The sequence below is a fragment of the Aeromonas rivipollensis genome, from assembly GCF_010974825.1.
Taxonomy (GTDB): domain Bacteria; phylum Pseudomonadota; class Gammaproteobacteria; order Enterobacterales; family Aeromonadaceae; genus Aeromonas; species Aeromonas rivipollensis.
Map to the genome: position 1 here is coordinate 12,206 of NZ_JAAILA010000051.1, position 16,686 is coordinate 28,891.

16 protein-coding genes and 1 pseudogene are annotated in these 16,686 nt (G+C 62.3%); 10 read left to right on the plus strand and 7 right to left on the minus strand.

Annotation, left to right across the window (positions count from 1 at the left end; translation table 11 throughout):
• Positions 1-127 precede the first annotated feature (127 nt).
• From G4923_RS20885 to G4923_RS21395, 4 genes and pseudogenes are all read left to right on the plus strand, one after another.
• Positions 128-2,137 (plus strand): methyl-accepting chemotaxis protein, encoded by a 2,010-nt coding sequence (locus G4923_RS20885; RefSeq protein WP_163138175.1) that lies wholly within the window; start codon positions 128-130, stop codon positions 2,135-2,137.
• A 133-nt stretch (positions 2,138-2,270) separates the two neighbouring features.
• A complete protein-coding gene (locus G4923_RS20890; protein ID WP_163138176.1) occupies positions 2,271-3,995 on the plus strand; it encodes a proline--tRNA ligase in 1,725 nt (574 codons plus the stop codon).
• A 195-nt stretch (positions 3,996-4,190) separates the two neighbouring features.
• Positions 4,191-4,820, plus strand: a complete 630-nt coding sequence (locus G4923_RS20895; RefSeq protein WP_163138177.1) for a 3'-5' exonuclease — start codon at positions 4,191-4,193, stop codon at positions 4,818-4,820.
• A 283-nt stretch (positions 4,821-5,103) separates the two neighbouring features.
• Positions 5,104-5,223, plus strand: a pseudogene (locus G4923_RS21395) (His/Gly/Thr/Pro-type tRNA ligase C-terminal domain-containing protein); the annotation flags it as partial.
• A 93-nt stretch (positions 5,224-5,316) separates the two neighbouring features.
• Here G4923_RS21395 and G4923_RS20900 read toward each other — a convergent pair.
• The 3 genes from G4923_RS20900 to G4923_RS20910 all read right to left on the minus strand — a co-directional run bounded on the left by G4923_RS20900 (position 5,317) and on the right by G4923_RS20910 (position 7,225).
• Positions 5,317-5,997: an SDR family oxidoreductase gene (locus G4923_RS20900; RefSeq protein WP_106884923.1), complete on the minus strand. Its 681-nt coding sequence runs from the start codon at positions 5,995-5,997 to the stop codon at positions 5,317-5,319.
• Positions 5,998-6,062: 65 nt separating this feature from the next.
• Entirely contained in the window at positions 6,063-6,692 is a 630-nt protein-coding gene (locus G4923_RS20905) for a TIGR04219 family outer membrane beta-barrel protein (protein WP_106884924.1), read from the minus strand.
• A 92-nt stretch (positions 6,693-6,784) separates the two neighbouring features.
• Positions 6,785-7,225, minus strand: coding sequence for a copper chaperone PCu(A)C (locus G4923_RS20910; protein ID WP_111913303.1), 441 nt, complete (start codon positions 7,223-7,225; stop codon positions 6,785-6,787).
• Between the two features lie 89 nt (positions 7,226-7,314).
• Here G4923_RS20910 and G4923_RS20915 point away from each other — a divergent pair, with 89 nt between their 5' ends.
• Positions 7,315-8,070, plus strand: a complete 756-nt coding sequence (locus tag G4923_RS20915) for an enoyl-CoA hydratase-related protein (protein WP_163138178.1) — start codon at positions 7,315-7,317, stop codon at positions 8,068-8,070.
• Here G4923_RS20915 and G4923_RS20920 read toward each other — a convergent pair.
• On the minus strand, positions 8,063-8,491 hold the full coding sequence (locus G4923_RS20920) for a DUF2753 family protein (protein WP_106884927.1): 429 nt from the start codon (positions 8,489-8,491) through the stop codon (positions 8,063-8,065). The genes G4923_RS20915 and G4923_RS20920 overlap by 8 nt on opposite strands.
• A 293-nt stretch (positions 8,492-8,784) precedes the next feature.
• On the opposite strand from G4923_RS20920, the gene G4923_RS20925 reads away from it, so the two are divergent.
• Positions 8,785-9,450 (plus strand): CatB-related O-acetyltransferase, encoded by a 666-nt coding sequence (locus G4923_RS20925; protein ID WP_163138179.1) that lies wholly within the window; start codon positions 8,785-8,787, stop codon positions 9,448-9,450.
• 36 nt (positions 9,451-9,486) lie between these two features.
• On the opposite strand, the gene G4923_RS20930 is transcribed toward G4923_RS20925, so the two are convergent.
• Positions 9,487-10,194 (minus strand): ParB-like protein, encoded by a 708-nt coding sequence (locus tag G4923_RS20930; protein ID WP_163138180.1) that lies wholly within the window; start codon positions 10,192-10,194, stop codon positions 9,487-9,489.
• 174 nt (positions 10,195-10,368) lie between these two features.
• Between G4923_RS20930 and G4923_RS20935 the strand changes: the two genes are divergently transcribed.
• The 4 genes from G4923_RS20935 (at position 10,369) to G4923_RS20950 (ending at position 14,592) form a co-directional block, all read left to right on the plus strand.
• Positions 10,369-11,973 carry a peptide ABC transporter substrate-binding protein gene (locus G4923_RS20935; RefSeq protein ID WP_163138181.1) on the plus strand — a complete coding sequence of 535 codons (1,605 nt, stop codon included), beginning with the start codon at positions 10,369-10,371 and terminating at the stop codon, positions 11,971-11,973.
• 109 nt (positions 11,974-12,082) lie between these two features.
• Positions 12,083-12,382: a hypothetical protein gene (locus G4923_RS20940; protein ID WP_025325786.1), complete on the plus strand. Its 300-nt coding sequence runs from the start codon at positions 12,083-12,085 to the stop codon at positions 12,380-12,382.
• Between the two features lie 167 nt (positions 12,383-12,549).
• Positions 12,550-14,109 carry a methyl-accepting chemotaxis protein gene (locus G4923_RS20945; RefSeq protein ID WP_163138182.1) on the plus strand — a complete coding sequence of 520 codons (1,560 nt, stop codon included), beginning with the start codon at positions 12,550-12,552 and terminating at the stop codon, positions 14,107-14,109.
• A 150-nt stretch (positions 14,110-14,259) separates the two neighbouring features.
• Complete coding sequence (locus tag G4923_RS20950) at positions 14,260-14,592, plus strand: hypothetical protein (protein WP_163138173.1); 333 nt, start codon at positions 14,260-14,262, stop codon at positions 14,590-14,592.
• A 52-nt stretch (positions 14,593-14,644) separates the two neighbouring features.
• On the opposite strand, the gene G4923_RS20955 is transcribed toward G4923_RS20950, so the two are convergent.
• Together G4923_RS20955 and tpx are read right to left on the minus strand one after the other, a co-directional pair.
• Positions 14,645-15,865: a DEAD/DEAH box helicase gene (locus G4923_RS20955; RefSeq protein ID WP_163138183.1), complete on the minus strand. Its 1,221-nt coding sequence runs from the start codon at positions 15,863-15,865 to the stop codon at positions 14,645-14,647.
• A gap of 188 nt (positions 15,866-16,053) precedes the next feature.
• Entirely contained in the window at positions 16,054-16,554 is a 501-nt protein-coding gene (tpx, locus tag G4923_RS20960; protein WP_025325781.1) for a thiol peroxidase, read from the minus strand.
• Positions 16,555-16,686: the final 132 nt, after the last annotated feature.

The following is a 16,686-nucleotide window of genomic DNA, read 5'->3' on the forward strand; positions in this document are numbered from 1 at the left end:
GGCTGCCTACCCTGATACTCTCTGCGCAGATATGGGCAGTCACTTTATTTTCCACCGGGAATGGCGCATCTTGGCCATTGAGCGAACACTCAGTGGGCTTGTTCGGAACCATGGAAGGTCCTGCATCATGAAAATTGTCACGACATCGAATCTTGGGCTCACTATCTTGCTCGGCTGCACACTGGGCATGGGGGTGATCGGCTGGTATGGCAGCCAGCGGCTGGCCGATTTGCTCTCCTATGTGCTGGGTGCAGCCTGGCAAACGGCCGATGGCGCCATGGAGGGATCCATCGAGCTGGGCAATCAGTCGCTCTATATCCAGAAAATGCTCAGAGGCATGCCCCTTGACGAGCCCGAGCTGCAACGGGCCAAGCGTGCGGCCACCGACGCCTTGCAACGGGTGGAGCAAGGCAAGCTCATCGATGCGGCGGCGATCACGACCCTGAAACAGCAGGAAAAGGCCTATCAGCAACAGCAGGAGATACTGCTGACGCTCTACCGCACCTTCACGGGGATCGATCAGGCGCTACGCGCCAGCTCGGAGCGCATGTCCCGCCTCTCCACCCAGCTGGAAGTGGTCGGCGATGGCGCAGTCGAGAGCCTCACCCAGTCACCGGATCAGGCCATCAGCTGGAACGGTGGCCTCGCCACCCGCTGGCATGCCGCCGACGGCGGCATGGAGGCCAACATCGGCTTCCTGCGCCGGCTCTATGCCCTGGAGAAGATGCAGAGCGAAGGCCCTACTCCCGCCATCCAGACAGAACTGGCGGAGGCCAGCCGCTTCTACCAGGAGGCGGTCGACGGCATGCTGGCAACCGGTTTGTTCGATGTGCCCGGTGAGGGGGAGTTTGCCGGCCAGTCGCTCTCCACCCAGTATCGTGCCCTGCTGGCCGAAAACAGTCGCCTGACCCGTGAATGGATCTCGGCCCTGACCGATTACCAGAGCCAGCTGGTGCGGTACGAGAGCAGCGCCCAACCGCTCAAGCAGGTACTGGTGGAGGTCGAGGCCAAGGGGGATGCCACGGTCGAGGATCAGGTAAACCAGCTCAATACCATCATCGGCCAGACCAGGAACCTGATCCTGGGTGGCCTGATACTGAGCCTGCTGATCGTCGCCCTCTGCGGTTTCTGGCTGGTTCGCACCATAGTCAGGCCCCTGCTGCGGGTTGATCAGCGCATGCAGGACATAGCCGCCGGAGAGGGCGATCTCAACGCGCGGATCAATCTCAAGCGGGACGATGAGATAGGTTCGCTGGCGGGCAGCGTGGACCGCTTCATCGGGAAGCTGCAAAAGATGATCAGCTCCACCATGGATAACAACCAGCACATCAGCGACCACGTGCACACCTCGGTCAACCGAGTCGAGGCCATCAGCCAGAGCAGCCGTCAAACCGCCAAGCATGCCCAGGCGCTACACCATGACAGCGAGCAGATGGTGCGGGTCGCCACCTCCATCTCTGACAACTGCGGCCTGGCCGCGCACAATGCCAACGAGGTCCGCCAGCTCACCGCAGAAAGCAGTCAGTACGTGACCTCCGCCAGCAACGGCATGCAGCGCGTGGTGGTGGAAGTGGGCGAGTGCGCCACCGCCATCAATGCCCTCAAGGAGCAGGCTGGCCAGATTGGCCAGATCATCTCCACCATCAGCAACATCTCGGAGCAAACCAACCTGCTGGCCCTCAACGCCGCCATCGAAGCCGCCCGGGCTGGTGAGATGGGTCGCGGTTTTGCCGTGGTGGCCGACGAGGTGCGCACCCTGGCCAACCGCACCGCCGCCTCCAGCGCCGAGATAACCGAGGTGATCAGCAGCATCCAGCAGCAGACCGAGCAGGCCTATCTGATGATGCAACGCAACCTGAAAACCGTGGAATCAGGCATGGCGGATTCCGACAACACCAAGCAGATCCTGTTCAAGGTAGAGGAGGCCATCGACCAGCTAGCCGACATGGTGCAACAGGTAGCGGATGCCACCAGCCAGCTCTCCCACACCCTTAGCCACACCACCGACAAGGTCTCGGACATCAGCCTGCAGGCCCAGACCGGTGAGCAGGAGGCGCAGGAGTGCCTGCAGCTCGCCTCCTCCCTCCATCAGGCCAGCTTGCAGCAGCAGCGACTGCTGTCGCAGTTTCGGGTCTAGCGCAGGCGGGGGCCTGCCCCCGCTTTCTCCCGCTGTGCAAATTTAGCCCTTGGGCAGCAACGCCCGGCCTGTTAAAATTCCGCACTTGAAATTTTCCAGGGCCCCGCGCCCGTTCTAGCTAAGGTCTACCGCGATGCGTACCAGCCAATATCTGCTTTCCACTCTCAAGGAAACCCCCTCCGACGCTGAAGTCATCAGCCACCAGCTGATGCTGCGTGCCGGGATGATCCGTAAACTGGCCTCCGGCATGTACGCCTGGCTGCCAACCGGTCTGCGGGTACTGAAAAAGATCGAGAACATTGTTCGCGAAGAGATGAACAATGCTGGTGCCATCGAAGTCTCCATGCCGGTGGTGCAACCCGCCGAGCTGTGGCAGGAGTCCGGCCGCTGGGATGACTACGGTCCCGAGCTGTGCCGCCTGACCGACCGCCACAACCGCCCCTTCGTGCTGGGCCCGACCCACGAAGAGGTGATCACCGCCCTGGTCCGTTACGAAGTGAACAGCTACAAGCAGCTGCCGCTCAACCTCTACCAGATCCAGACCAAGTTCCGTGACGAGGTGCGTCCCCGTTTCGGCGTGATGCGCGGCCGCGAGTTCCTGATGAAGGATGCCTACTCCTTCCACATCGACAAGGCCTCGCTGATCGAGACCTACGAGAAGATGCACGCCGCCTACTGCGCCGCCTTCACCCGCATGGGTCTGAACTTCCGTCCGGTGCAGGCCGATACCGGCTCCATCGGCGGTACTGGCTCCCACGAATTCCAGGTGCTGGCCGAGAGCGGTGAAGACTTGATCGCCTTCTCCGACAGCTCCGACTACGCCGCCAACATAGAGATGGCCGAAGCCCTGGCGCCGGCTGGCGAGCGCGCTGCAGCAACCAAAGCTCTGACCAAGGTCGCCACCCCGGCCGTCCATACCATAGACGAAGTGGCCGCCTTCCTGAGCGTGGCCCCGACCGCCATCGCCAAGACCCTGCTGGTACTGGCGGAAACGGACGAGCACGGCAAGCAGGCCGTCATCGCCCTGGTGCTGCGTGGCGACCACGAGCTGAACGAAATCAAGGCCGAGAAGCTTCCGGGTGTTGCCAACCCGCTGACCTTCGCCAACGACGAGCAGATCAAGGCTGCCGCCGGTTGCGATGCAGGCTCCATAGGCCCGGTCGGCTTTGCCGGTCGCATCATAGTCGATCGCAGCGCTGCCCAGCTGAGCGATTTTGTCTGCGGCGCCAACGAGACCGGCTTCCACCTGACAGGTGCCAACTGGGATCGCGACATCGCCACTTATGAAGTGGCCGACCTGCGCAACGTGGTGGAAGGCGACCCCAGCCCCTGCGGTCAGGGCAAGCTGCTGCTCAAGCGCGGCATCGAAGTGGGCCACATCTTCCAGCTGGGTACCAAGTACTCCGAAGCCATGAAGGCCAGCGTGCTGAACGAGGGCGGCAAGTCCGTCACCATGGAGATGGGTTGCTACGGCATAGGTGTGTCCCGTCTGGTGGCGGCCGCCATCGAGCAGAACAACGACCAGTACGGCATCATCTGGCCGGAAGCCATAGCCCCGTTCGAAGTGGCCATAGTGCCGATGAACATGCACAAGTCCGAGCGCGTCGCCGAGCAGGCACAGCAGTTCTACGCAGAGCTGAAAGCCGCCGGTGTGGACGTCTTGTTCGACGACCGTAAAGAGCGCCCGGGCGTGATGTTCGCCGACATGGAGCTGATCGGTATCCCGCACGCCATCGTCATCGGCGACCGGGGTCTGGACAACGGCGTGGTGGAGTACAAGTGCCGCCGCACCGGCGAGAAGCAGGAAGTGGCCATTGGCGAGATTATCGCCATGCTCAAGGCCAAGCTGGGTCGCTAATAGCGCCTGCTAATTCTGCTTTTCGTTTTCGATAAAAAGGCCCCGGGTGTGAATTGCACTCGGGGCTTTTTATATGTTGCCTGTCTCTGCTGCTCATCACAAAAGCAAGGGGCCAGCAGCATCTCGATATTGCGCTGTACATGAAGTAGCAGATTTTCTAGACTGACGTTCTTTATCCAGATTGCCCGAGAGATTATGTCCACTGCCTTAGCCAATACCGTCGTCGTGCTCGATTTCGAGACTACCGGGCTCTCACCAGGACAAGGTGATAGAGCGATCGAAATTGGCGCCGTCCGGATTGAAAACGGCCACATCAGTGAACGTTTTTCGGCGTTGATGAATCCTGGCTTTAACGTAAGCAGCTTTATTGAGCAATATACCGGGATCAGCAATGCCATGCTGAAACAGGCGCCACCTTGCTGCGAGGTGATGGCGGACTTCGTCGAGTTTATCGGTGATGATAATCTGGTTGCCCATAATGCCTCCTTCGACAAGCGCTTTCTGGATGCTGAAATAGAGCGACTGTCGGCGCACTATCCTGGGCAGTTCGCCTGCTCCTTGCTGCTGTCGAGACGGTTATTCCCCGAGGCGCCGAACCATAAGTTGGCTACCTTGGTGCAATACCAGAATTTACCCAATGACGGGGTATTTCACCGCGCCTTGGCCGATGCCGAAGTGACGGCGCATCTGTGGCTCGCTCTGTTAAAGGAATTAGAGTGCCGGCATGGCATTTTCAACCCTGATTTTGAATTGCTGCTAACCCTTGGCAAAAAATCAAAGCATGCAGTTCAGTCTTTCCTGCAGGGATATGCGACTAAAAAATGAGTCACTCAGGTACGATTAACCCCTTCCAGAATTTAAATATGATTCCGTATGGGGGCTGGATATACATTTGTTATATTCTAAACATTAAACACTGGAGTGGTAAGTTGCGATGGCGCATTATAAAAACAGGTGCTTTGTCATTTCACTCTAAACGTTTATTTTTACACTTTGATAATGCCAACCTTAATTAATACATTACAATGCCGGCCTTAAAATATATCAATCATTCCCACATCCCATTGCACAACATATTACCCATATCCCGCTGGCGATGCCCCAGAGCATCGGCGACCGGGGTCTGGACAACCGCGTGGTGGAGTACAAGTGCCGCCGCACCGGCGAGAAACAGGAAGTAGCGATCAAAGAGATTATCGCCATGCTCAAGGCCAAGCTGGGCCGCTAATTACCCCCTTGCCACCATAAAAAAGCGCGCCTGATGGCGCGCTTTTTGTTTCTGCTTTCGTGAACGACGGGAGCCGGATGGCAGGACACTGCCTCAGGCGTTGCGACCGATAAAGAGATCGGTCACGTGGCAGCTGCTTCTCGCCTCCAGTGCATCCAGCATGTAGGCCGCCGCGTCTTCCGGGGTCATGAAGCTGCTCGGGTCCACATGATCCGAGTTGTCCCAGAATTCGCTGCGGATCCCGCTCGGGTAGAGGTTCACCAGCCGCAGGGGCGAGCCCTTGAGCTCGGCCCGCAGAGACTCCAGAAAGCCGCGCATCCCCCATTTGGAGGCGCAGTAGAGGCTCTCGTTGGCCTTGCCGGTCTGGGCCGCGGAGGAAAGCACATTGGCCAGCACCCCGCCTTGTTCGCCGATGAGGCGCACCGTCTGCTGGGCCACCAGTATGGTAGAGACCAGATTGCTCTCCACCACCCGGCGCACCTGCTCGGCGGTGTAGACACCGACAGGGCCGAATTCCCCGACGCCGGCGCAATGGATCACAAGGGAAGGCAAGCCGCCCCAGGCCACGGCGGCACCGAAGGCCATCTCCACCTCTTCGTGGTGGGCCAGATCGGCGGCGATGCCGACCACGGCGCTGCCGAGCCGCTGCTCCTGCTCCTGCAACTTGTGATAACGGCGCCCCATCATGGAGACCCTATGACCGCGCTCAACCAGTCCGATTGTCAGAGCGCGCCCAAGGCCGGAGCCCGCGCCAGTCACTATGATATGGCCCATTATCTCTCCTCCTCACCCTTGCCCGTCAAACACGCCCGGGTGGCGCATCGCCACCCTTCGTCAGATTAGAAGGTGAATTCGCCACCGATGAACCAGCCGTCGATGGTCTGGTCGACGCGGTCGAAGTCCATCTCGGCTTCACGCCAGCCGGCACGGATCTTGAGCGGCACTGTGGAGAACTTGTAGGAACCGCCCAGGCGGTAGTCATAGTTGTCGGCATCCTGCACCCGCAGATCACCAAAGGCGGCAAAGCCGGTACCCGGGATGCGCACTTCACCACCGGTGTAGGCCATCAGCACATCCTTGTCGTAGGAGTAGTGCTGGGTGTTGAAATCGCCATCGTAGCGACGACCGGTCAGACCCAGATCGAGCTGGAACAGATCGTTGTTCATCAGGCGGTAGTAGAGGCTCAGATCATAGGCCAGCAGATCGTTGCTGAAGGAGCCGCCGCTGGTGCTGAAATCGGACATCTCGAACTTGGCATTCGGCAGCAGGAAGATGCCGTGCTCCAGTTGCAGGTAGCCGCTCCAGTTGTAGTTGTCGTCGTAGCTGCCATCGGCACCGACGCCGCTGACCTGGCCGCCCCCCTGGGAGTTCCACATATCGGCACCCGCCGCGAAACGCCAGTCATCGGCGGCCATGGCTGCATGGCTGAACAGGGCAATCAGGGTGCCGGCAATCAGGGTCTTCTTCATTACATAGCTCCATTATGGACTGGAAAGACCATCATTTTACCCGGTGAGCAAGGAATACCTAGAGTAAAAAGCTGAACAAGCGTCCATTAATGTCAGTGCTGCATGCCCTTCATCGGCTCGACCGGCTTCACCGGCAGGCTCAGGCTCAGGGTTTGACCATCGTCCAGGGTCAGGGTCAGGGGGAAGGGTTTGTCCTCTGAGAGAGCCCCCACCTCGAACAGCATGATGTGGAGGCTGCCGGGTTTGAGGACGGCTTCCCCCCTGGCCGGGATTTCGATGCTCTCCACCTGGCGCATCTTCATGACGCCGTTCTCGTGCAGATGGGTGTGCAGCTCGGCACGGCCCGCGTCAGGAGAGGCTGCCGCAGTCAGGGTCACAGGTTTGTCCGCGTCATTCTTGAGCACCATGAAGGCCGCCGTGTTGGGCGACCCCGGGGGGAGCAGGCGCACATAACCGTCGACGGCCTCGACCTTGGCCAGTGCGGGAGCAGCCAGGAGCAGGGCCAGGCTGGAATAAAACGCACGTTTAAACATGGTTGAAATCCTTTTATGATGTTGTTAAACGAAGCAAAGCTTACCCCTGTGGCAAGCTTTTGGCAGCCCCCGAACACAAGGATTCAGACATGGCCCTCACAATTCTGGCCGAGCAGCAGGATGGCTTGCTCCTCCTGACCCTCAACCGGCCGGACAAGCGCAATGCCCTCAACACCGAGATGTACCTGGCCCTCACCCTGGCCTTTCAGCAGGCTGCCCTGGACGAGAGCGTGCATGTGGTGTTGCTGCAAGGGCAGCAGGAGTGCTTCACCGCGGGTAATGATCTCGCGGACTTCATGGGCAAGAGCAGTCTGGACGCGGATGACCCCATCTTGCAGTTCCTCCACACCCTGGCCGACTTCCCCAAACCGGTGATCGCCGCCGTGGGCGGCCCGGCGGTGGGCATAGGCACCACGCTGCTGCTGCACTGCGATCTGGTCTATCTGGGGGAGAACGCCCGGCTGCAACTGCCCTTCGTCGAGCTGGGGCTGGTGCCGGAGTTTGCCTCAAGCCTCTTGCTGCCCCGCGCCGTGGGCCACCTGAAGGCGGCTGAGCTGCTGTTGCTGGCGGAGGCCATAGACGCCGGGGAGGCGCTGCGGCTCGGGCTGGCCAACCGGGTGCTGGCGGTGGAGGAACTGCTCCCCTTCGCCCGGGCCCAGGGGGTGAAGCTCGCGGCCAAGCCGCCCAAGGCACTGCAAAAGAGCAAGGCACTGCTCAAGCAGGAGCTCAGGCAGGCGGTGCATTTCGTCATCGATCTGGAGGCCCGCGCCTTCTCCCTCGCCCTGCAAGGGGAGGAAGCCCAGAGCCGCATCGCACGGCGGCTCGGGCGCACAACCGCTAGTTGAGGCGGAAGCGGCCTATCAGTTCGCAGCCCTGCACCTTGTCCTGCACCTGGATCAACCTGGCGATCTCGGGGTTGGGGTGGCGCTTCAAGAAGGAGAGCAGGGCGGCGCGGCAGCAGCCCAGCTCGCTGATGAGAGACTCGCACTCCCGATTCGGGCACTGGGGCACCAGGGCGGTGACCAGCTCGGAGGCGAGCTTGAGGTAGCGCAGCTCATAGGCGGGCTCTTCCATGGCGCGCCAGAAGTCGGCCATGCGGTGACAGGTGGCGACCCGCATGCTGGCCAGTTCGTCCAGATCCCCGGACGCCAGCTCGTACACCTCCCCCAGGGCCTGCTGATAGAGGCAGATGGCCGTGCCGAGTGCCCCCATGCCAAGGGCATTCTCCGCCTCCAGCATGTAACGCTGCCAGTTCTGATTCGTCATTGTCCTCTCTCCTGCCTATACGAGTGGAGCCTGTATCATGGCTAATCGAGAATAAATATCAACCAGACCCTTTGTGCAGGTTTTGACCACCCCCTCCCCCTGCTCCTTGGCATCGCCCTCCCCATCCCTTACCATCTGGCCTCTTCTGTCGGGAGCCCTTCCTCATGCAACGACCCCGTTCATCCCAGGCGCTGGGCTGCTCCACCCTGTGTGTGCCCCGCCTGCTGGTCTGGATCTATTAGCTGCGCCGAATCGCGCACCCAATACCTATCCATTCAACGAGGAACACAGCCATGACCATCTGCCAACATTGGTCGCAGGTCGAGTACCTGCACCTGACGGTGACCAATCCCAACATCTGCCTCAAGGGGCGACACAGCTACTACTCGGGCGCCTGGGATGGCCCCTTCGAAGAGGAAGCCGTACGTTACCTGCACGGCGACAGCTGGAGCCGCTCAGCCGACACCGGCTGGGAGCCGCTCTGGCATATAGACAGGCTCCATCTCGGCGACTACGTGCAGATAGCCGCCGGGGTGAAGATCATCATGGGGGGCAACCACACCCACAACCCGGCCTTTATCAGCACCTACCCGTTCGCCGAGGTGGCGGCGCTCAAGCGCAGCTACAGACCCGCTGGCGATACCCGCATCGGCAATGACGTCTGGATCGGCATGGAGGCCATGATAATGCCGGGCGTCACCATAGGGGATGGCGCCATCATAGCCGCCCGGGCCCTGGTCAATCAGGATGTGCCGCCCTATGCCATGGTGGCGGGTACCCCGGCCAGGGTGGTGCGGATGCGCTTTGGCGACGATGATATTGCCCGGCTGCAGGCGCTCGCCTGGTGGGATTGGCCGGATGACAAGGTACAGGCCCTGCTGCCGCTGATCCAGCAAGGAGAGGTGGCCCTGCTGGAACAGGCCGCCGCCCGCTGGCAAGGTGCCTGCCAGGGATTGTGACGAGGGGGCGCCTGGGCGCCCCTTCTTGATCCCGCGTCAGCTGCCACTGCGTGGCGGGTTGAGGCGACACTGCTTGCCGGGATAGCCGGGCAAGGCACTGGCCTTGCTGTTGCAGGCCAGCCGCTTGGCCTCGGCGAGGCGCTCCGCCAGATTGGCGGCATTGACCGGCTGCCACGCCATCTGCTGGCCGAGCCAGCTGGCCCAGGCGAACTCGACGAAGTAGACCTGATCCTGCTTGCTGAAGTAGCCCGCATCCTGCAGCAGGCCCGCCAGGGTGCGGTAGGGATAATCCGGCAGATCCCTGATGTGGCCGGGCAGCTGTTCCGGGGTGAGCGGCTGGCCCCGCTCATCCTTGAGCCAGGCCCAGTGGTTGTTCTGCATCTGGCTCCAGAAACTGGCCCTGTCCTGCAAGCGGGCGATCACCTTGACCCTCGCCTCCTTCACCCCCTGTTGCCACAGCGCCTTGGTCAGGTGGTGCCTGTCCACCAGCCAGTAGCCGCCATCGGGGGCGATGACCACGGGTATCTCTTTCTTTTTCATCAGCTTGTCGAGTTGCTTCTCGCTCTTGTCCGCCAGTTCAGCCACTGTGGTGTCGACCTGCAACTGCCCCACCCCGCCCTGAGTCGGATGCAGTTGATCTATGCTCACCTCGCACCAGCTCCCCACCTGACTGGTCTTCTCGCAAGGGGCCAGAGCCCAGGCACCCTGGCTCAGCACACAGGCCAATAACATCCATACTCTCATCGTTTGCTCCTCTTGCCCGCACTCGGGTCGGGCGTACATAGGGTTGCAGCCCCGGATATCATGGGACTCACGCTGGCGGTCTGACCAGCAAAGGGGATATCATGATTCCCCGTCTGCCGGCGATGAATTCTCGCCGAGTTTTCTCCTCGCTTCACACAATTTGAAGGATTCGCCATGAAAGGATGGAGCCCCCTGCTGGCCCTGCTGGGCTGTGTCTGTGTCCAGGCCGCCAATGTGCCGGCCGGTACCCAACTCGCCGCCGAACAGGCCGTCGTGCGTCATCTCAAGGACGAACCGGCCAGCCTGAGCCCCCTCAAACTGGTCGGGCTGCCCGAGCTGCAAGTGCTCAGAGATCTCTATGAGGGGCTCTTGACCCAGGGAGCGGACGGCAAGGTGCTGCCCGGTGTGGCATCTCGCTGGGATAACGAGGGGAACCAGAAATTCACCTTCCACCTGAGGCCGGATGCCCGCTGGTCCAACGGGGATCCGGTGCGCGCCAGCGACTTCGTCTATGGCTGGCGCAAGCTGGTGGATCCCGAAGAGGCGGCCACCTTCGCCTGGTTTGCCCAGCTGGCCCACTTCGACAAGGTGGACGAGATAGTCGAGGGCAAGCTGCCTCCCGAGGCGCTCGGGGTGCAAGCCCTGGATGACCACACCCTGCAGGTGACCCTCTCCCAGCCGGTGCCCTACTTCCTGAGCCTGCTGACCCACCCCAGCCTCTCCCCCCTGCACAGGGCCAGCATGGAGCAATATGGCAACCAGTGGACCCAGCCGGGCAAGCTGGTCGGCAACGGTGCCTTCGTCCTGAGCCACAGGGTGGTGAACGAGAAGCTGGAGCTGACCCCGAATCCCTATTACTGGGATCGCGCCCATACGGTGCTGACCCGGGTCACCTTCGTCCCCATCAATCAGGAGAGTGCCGCCACCAACCGCTATCTGGCGGGGGATCTGCACATCACCGAATCCTTCCCCAAGGAGCAGTACCACAAGCTGATGAAGCAGATCCCGGGGGAGGTTTATACACCGGAGCAGCTCGGCACCTATTACTACGCCTTCAACACCCAGCGGGCTCCCCTGAACGACGTGCGGGTGCGTCAGGCGCTCTCCTACACCATCGATCGGGCGCTCATCGCCGACAAAGTGCTAGGCACGGGTGAAAAACCCGCCTACCACTTCACCCCGGATGTGACCGCCGGGTTCGTCCCCAAGCCCAACCTGCTCTCCACCAGCAGCCAGCAGGCGCTGGACGAGAAGGCCAGGGCGCTGCTGACAGAGGCGGGCTATGGCCCAGGCAACCCCCTCAAGCTCACCCTGCTCTACAACACGGCTGAAATTCACAAGAAGATGGCGCTGGCCATCGCCAACCTGTGGAAGCAGAAGCTGGGGGCCCGGGTCGAGCTCACCAATCAGGAGTGGAAGACTTACCTCGACAGCCGCCAGAGCGGCCAGTTCGAGGTGATCCGCTCCTCCTGGGTCGCCGATTACAACGACCCTTCCGCCTTCCTCGGTCTGTGGGGATCCCACCACAGCGGCAACATGGCCCGCTTCGCCAACCCCGGTTACGACGCCCTGCTGACCCGGGCGGCCAGCAGCCAGGATCCCGCCGAGCGGGCACGCCTGTTCGACGAGGCCGAGACCATATTGCAGGAGGAGGCGCCCATCGCCCCCATCTACCAGTACACCAACGCCCGTCTGATCAAGCCCTGGCTCAAGGGCTATCCCATCAACAACCCGGAAGACGTGGCCTACAGCCGCCAGCTCTACCTGGTCAAACACTGATCCCTCGGGGGCCAGCCCGGCTGGCCCCCTCTTCGCACTGTACCCATTCAAGTTCCCGGCATAAAATGCCGCCTCTCTTCGTCCATCAGTCCGTTAGATAGATCTCCCTATGCGTTGTCTGCTCCTGCTTGCCCTGTTGTTTGCCCTCCCCGCCAAGGCCGCCGATGAAAGCCAATGCCGCCAGGCCTTCCTCGAATGGATGCTGAGCCAGCAGAAGCAGTTCAGCGATCGCAAGGCCAGCAAGATGGAGCGCCGCAACGCCGAGCGGGCCATCGATCAGGCCCGTGACGAGTTCGCCAAGCAGGAGAGCTTCTGCCAGGCCATGGCCTGGGTCTCCCGCGATCAGAGTCAGGATCCCCGCTTCAAGCCCCGGACGGGGGAGATCCACGACTTCACCCCCCGCAGTTGAGCCCGCCCTGAAGTCGCCCTTCATCTACTACTTTTTTCAGTCGTCATAGTGTTGATTTATTGACCCAAGCCAAGATGGCCACTTGGGTCGCCCCTACAATGAAGCCGTAACAACAACACACAATAAAAACAAATTTATCAGTTACTTGGCTCATTCAGGATGCGCAAATGACCACCACCCGGCAAGAAGGGGAGATCCGTTTCCCCGATCACATATCATTGATTTCGACCACGGACCCCAGCAGCCACATCACCTATGCCAACCAGCACTTCTGCGACGTGGCCGGCTACAGCGCCACCGAGATGGAAGGGGTTCCCCACAACCTGGTACGCCACCCCGACATGCCCAGGGCCGCCTTCGCCGACATGTGGCAGCGGCTGCAGCAAGGCAAGAGCTGGATGGGGCTGGTGAAGAACCGCGCCAAGAGCGGCCAGTTCTACTGGGTCAATGCCTATGTCACCCCCATCCTCAACGAACGTCAGCAGATCATCGAATACCAGTCGGTGCGCACCCGCCCCCAGGATCACGACATCGCCTGGGCGGAGCGGCTCTATGCCCGGATCCGGGCAGGCAAGACGCTGCCCTGGCAGAGTCGCTTCACCCTGGAGCCGGGGCAACTCAGCCTGCTGCTCTCGGGCACCGCCCTGGTCGGCATGGGGGCCAGCCTGATCACGGGCCAGGCCGCCTGGGGCGGCCTCACCCTGCTCTGCCTGCTGGCCCAGATGGGGCATGGCTGGCACCTGCAACAGCGGCTGGCCCGGCTGCTGGCCATGGCGGGGGAGGAGCTGGGCACGCCCCTCTGTCAGGTGCTCTATGCCAGGCGGCGGGACAGCCTGGCGGCCATCGAACTCTTGCTGCGCATGAAGAAGGCGGAGCTCAGGGCAGTGGTGGGGCGCAGTGCCGACACCAACCAGCAGATACTGCAGGCGGCGGAAGATGACAGGGGACATATTCAGACCATAGACACCCACCTGCAGCAGCAGCGGGCCCAGAGCGAACAGCTGGCCGCCGCCATCACCCAGATGAGCCAGTCGATCCGCGACGTGGCCGACAACGCCCATCAGGCCAACGCCCTGGTGAGCGAGGTGCAGCAGGTGTCAGCCAGCGGCCAGCAGGCGCTGGCGACCACCCGCGCCTCGGTCAACCAGCTCCACCAGGAGCTGGATGCCAGTCAGGGGGTGTTGGCGCGCCTGACCCAGGACAGCCAGAAGATCAGCGGGATCCTGGAGGTGATCGGGCAGATCGCGGATCAGACCAACCTGCTCTCCCTCAACGCGGCCATAGAGGCGGCACGGGCCGGCGAGCAGGGGCACGGCTTTGCTGTGGTGGCAGACGAGATCCGGGCGCTGGCCCAGAAGACCCGCAGCTCCACCGGCGAGATCAGCGACATGATAGGGGCGCTGCAGCAGAGTACACGGCAGCTCTCCGATGGCATGACCCAGGGGGCCCAGACCTCTGTCCTCTGCCAGCAGCACATGGGCGCCACCGCCGAGGTGCTCGACCAGATCAACCAGATGCTGGCCCAGGTGACCCACACCAGTGACGAGATAGCCCAGGCCGTCAGCCAGCAGGCGGATGTGACCAGCACCCTGGACCAGGGCATTCACCAGATCCATCAGCTGGCCAGCCACACCGCCGACAACAGCAGGCAGGCCCTCGATGGCATCACCCTGCTGGTGGAGCGGCTGCAAAACCTCTCCCGCCTGATCAATCAGTTCCACGACTGAGATTGCCCCCCGTGTAGCCTGGCGCGTCTCTGGACGCGCTGCCCTTTCCCCTCCCGACACGCCGCTGACCCCTTCATCTCCTTGTCACGAAAATCTGGGTGAATGGATCCCGTTCCCCAGCTCCCGGCGAGCCTCGACAAGGATCTTATGATGCCCAAGCCTCTCGGTTATGCCGCCCTGCTGAGTATGCTGTTGCTGCTCCATCTGACCTGGCAGGAGCCCTCTCCCGGCGGGGTATGGCAAGGGTGGGAAGAGGCGATGCGGGGAAGCCTGAGCCGCCACTTCCCCCGGGCCGAGGTCAGCATGGCGCAGTGGCTGCCAGCGGAGCAAGGTGCCCGCTATCAGCAGCAGTTGGCCGAGCTGGAGCAGCAGTTGGCGGCAAGCCGGGACACCATGGGTGCCGCACGCTGGCTGCAGCACAGGGCGGCGGTGCTCGGCCAGTGGCGACGGGACTTCTTCGGCCAGGAGCAGGACCAGCGCTGAGTGAGCCCTCATGAGCCGGGTTCACTGTCGGCTCATGGAAGAGGTCTGTTCGTCAGGCCTTGCCCTTGAACTGCTTGACGCTGCGCTTGTTGGCGGTGCGGCGATTCGCCTGCTTGTCCCTGGGGGCTCGCTTGCCTTCCCCGCTCGCAGGCTGGTCGGTGACCGGGAAGCCTTCAAGCTCGGCCAGCGGCAGCGCACGACCGGTCAAGGTGCGGATGGCGGCGAGGGTCTCGTCCTCCCCATGGCAGACCAGGGAGAGGGCGAGGCCTTTCTGTCCGGCGCGGGCGGTGCGGCCGATGCGATGCACATAGACGGGGGCATTGGCGGGCAGGTCCAGGTTGATCACCACAGGCAACGCCTCCACGTGGATGCCGCGCGCCATCAGATCCGTGGCCACCAGCACCCGCACTTTGCCCGCCTTGAAATCGGCAAGCGCCTGCTCCCGCACCACCTGATCCTTCTCCCCGTGCAGGGCCGCCACCGCTATGCCCGCCTTGGCGAGCTTTCTGGCCACGGCGTCGGCATCGTCCCGCGCGCTGATAAACACCAGCACCTGAGGCCACTCCTGTTCCTTGAGCAAGCCGATCAGCGCCGGCACCTTGCTGCTTTTGTTGACCAGATGGAGCCGCTCCTCGATCTCGCTTACCAGGCTGTTGAGGGGGGTTGCCTCGATGCGCACCGGGTTCGTCAGCAGATCTGTGGCCAGGGTCTCGAGCTCGGTTGGCAGGGTGGCGGAGAAGAGCAGGTTCTGCCGCTCGGTCGGCATGGCGTTCATCAGCCACTGGATATCGGGCCAGAAGCCCATCTCCAGCAGGCGATCCGCCTCATCCAGCACAAGGGTGCGCAGGTGGCTCAGTCCCAGCAGCCGCTGGGCCAGCAAGTCCCGCAGCCGCCCCGGGGTCGCCACCAGCAGTTGGGGCCCCAGGGCCAGCTCGCTCTGTTGCTGCTCCTGGGCCACGCCGCCGCACAGGGTCAGGAGACGCAGCCCCAACGCCTCGGCACCGCCCTGCAGCGCGGCGCTCACCTGGGTCGCCAGCTCCCGGGTCGGCACCAGCACCAGCCCCTGCACCCGATCGGAGGCCGAGTCCAGCCCCTGCAGCAGCGGCAGGCCGAACGCCAGTGTCTTGCCGCTGCCGGTCTGGGCCAGCGCCAGCAGATCCTGGCCCTTCAGCGCCGCCGGAATGGCAAGCTGCTGGATGCGGGTCGGGGTGTGCAATTCGGCAGGCAAGGCGGCCAGCAGGGCGGGATCGAGGTGGAGTTCGTTAAAGGTCATGGGGCTACGCGGCAGGAAGAAGTGGGAGGCGAAGTCTAGCCAGCCTGACCCCATAAGTAAAAGGTCGGTGAGAAGAAGTGGGGGTATATGGGCCAGCCAGTCTGTTCACCTCAACCCTGAGGGCCACGGCGCCCGCAATAAAAACGGCCTGCATCAGCAGGCCGTCGGCAATCAGGGCAAGACGAAACTTACAGGGCGGCCAGGGCGGCGGCGTAGTTCGGCTCGTCGGCCACTTCGGCCACCAGCTCGCTGTGCAGCACCTTGTCGTGCTCATCCAGTACCACGATGGCACGGGCAGCCAGGCCCACCAGGGGACCGGAGGAGAAGGCCACGCCGTAGTCCTGCAGGAAGGAGACGCCACGCAGGGTGGAGAGGTTCACCACCTTGTCCAGACCCTCGGCGCCGCAGAAACGCGCCTGGGCGAACGGCAGATCGGCGGAGATGCACAGCACCACTGTGTTGTTCAGGGCGCTGGCCTGCTCGTTGAACTTGCGCACAGAGGTGGCGCAGGTCGGGGTATCGACGCTCGGGAAGATGTTCAGGATCTTGCGCTTTCCGGCGAAGGTCGCCAGGGTCGCATCGGACAGATCGCCAGCAACCAGGGAGAAGGGCTTGGCCTGCTCACCGGCAACGGGGAAATGGCCGGAGACGGAGACGGGGTTGCCTTGCAGGGTGACGGTATTGCTCATGTTAGGTCCTTGATTATCGATGGGGGATCCAGGGTTCCCAGTATAGGCCCAGCGGCAGGGGACAAACACCCGCTAACAAGAGGGATTTGTTGCCGCCCTGTCTCGCCCGTCCCGCTGAGATGGTGCAAAGAG

Excerpts from the sequence above, each read along its gene's own strand:
- G4923_RS20940 (WP_025325786.1), top strand. The coding sequence starts at position 12,083 with ATGCGTTGTCTGCTCCTGCTTGCCCTGTTGTTTGCCCTCCCCGCCAAG.
- G4923_RS20890 (WP_163138176.1), top strand. The coding sequence starts at position 2,271 with ATGCGTACCAGCCAATATCTGCTTTCCACTCTCAAGGAAACCCCCTCC.
- G4923_RS20910 (WP_111913303.1), bottom strand. The coding sequence starts at position 7,225 with ATGTTTAAACGTGCGTTTTATTCCAGCCTGGCCCTGCTCCTGGCTGCT.
- G4923_RS20900 (WP_106884923.1), bottom strand. The coding sequence starts at position 5,997 with ATGGGCCATATCATAGTGACTGGCGCGGGCTCCGGCCTTGGGCGCGCT.
- G4923_RS20950 (WP_163138173.1), top strand. The coding sequence starts at position 14,260 with ATGCCCAAGCCTCTCGGTTATGCCGCCCTGCTGAGTATGCTGTTGCTG.
- G4923_RS20920 (WP_106884927.1), bottom strand. The coding sequence starts at position 8,491 with ATGACGAATCAGAACTGGCAGCGTTACATGCTGGAGGCGGAGAATGCC.
- G4923_RS20945 (WP_163138182.1), top strand. The coding sequence starts at position 12,550 with ATGACCACCACCCGGCAAGAAGGGGAGATCCGTTTCCCCGATCACATA.
- G4923_RS20915 (WP_163138178.1), top strand. The coding sequence starts at position 7,315 with ATGGCCCTCACAATTCTGGCCGAGCAGCAGGATGGCTTGCTCCTCCTG.
- G4923_RS20935 (WP_163138181.1), top strand. The coding sequence starts at position 10,369 with ATGAAAGGATGGAGCCCCCTGCTGGCCCTGCTGGGCTGTGTCTGTGTC.
- G4923_RS20905 (WP_106884924.1), bottom strand. The coding sequence starts at position 6,692 with ATGAAGAAGACCCTGATTGCCGGCACCCTGATTGCCCTGTTCAGCCAT.
- G4923_RS20930 (WP_163138180.1), bottom strand. The coding sequence starts at position 10,194 with ATGAGAGTATGGATGTTATTGGCCTGTGTGCTGAGCCAGGGTGCCTGG.
- G4923_RS20925 (WP_163138179.1), top strand. The coding sequence starts at position 8,785 with ATGACCATCTGCCAACATTGGTCGCAGGTCGAGTACCTGCACCTGACG.
- G4923_RS20895 (WP_163138177.1), top strand. The coding sequence starts at position 4,191 with ATGTCCACTGCCTTAGCCAATACCGTCGTCGTGCTCGATTTCGAGACT.
- G4923_RS20955 (WP_163138183.1), bottom strand. The coding sequence starts at position 15,865 with ATGACCTTTAACGAACTCCACCTCGATCCCGCCCTGCTGGCCGCCTTG.
- tpx (WP_025325781.1), bottom strand. The coding sequence starts at position 16,554 with ATGAGCAATACCGTCACCCTGCAAGGCAACCCCGTCTCCGTCTCCGGC.
- G4923_RS20885 (WP_163138175.1), top strand. The coding sequence starts at position 128 with ATGAAAATTGTCACGACATCGAATCTTGGGCTCACTATCTTGCTCGGC.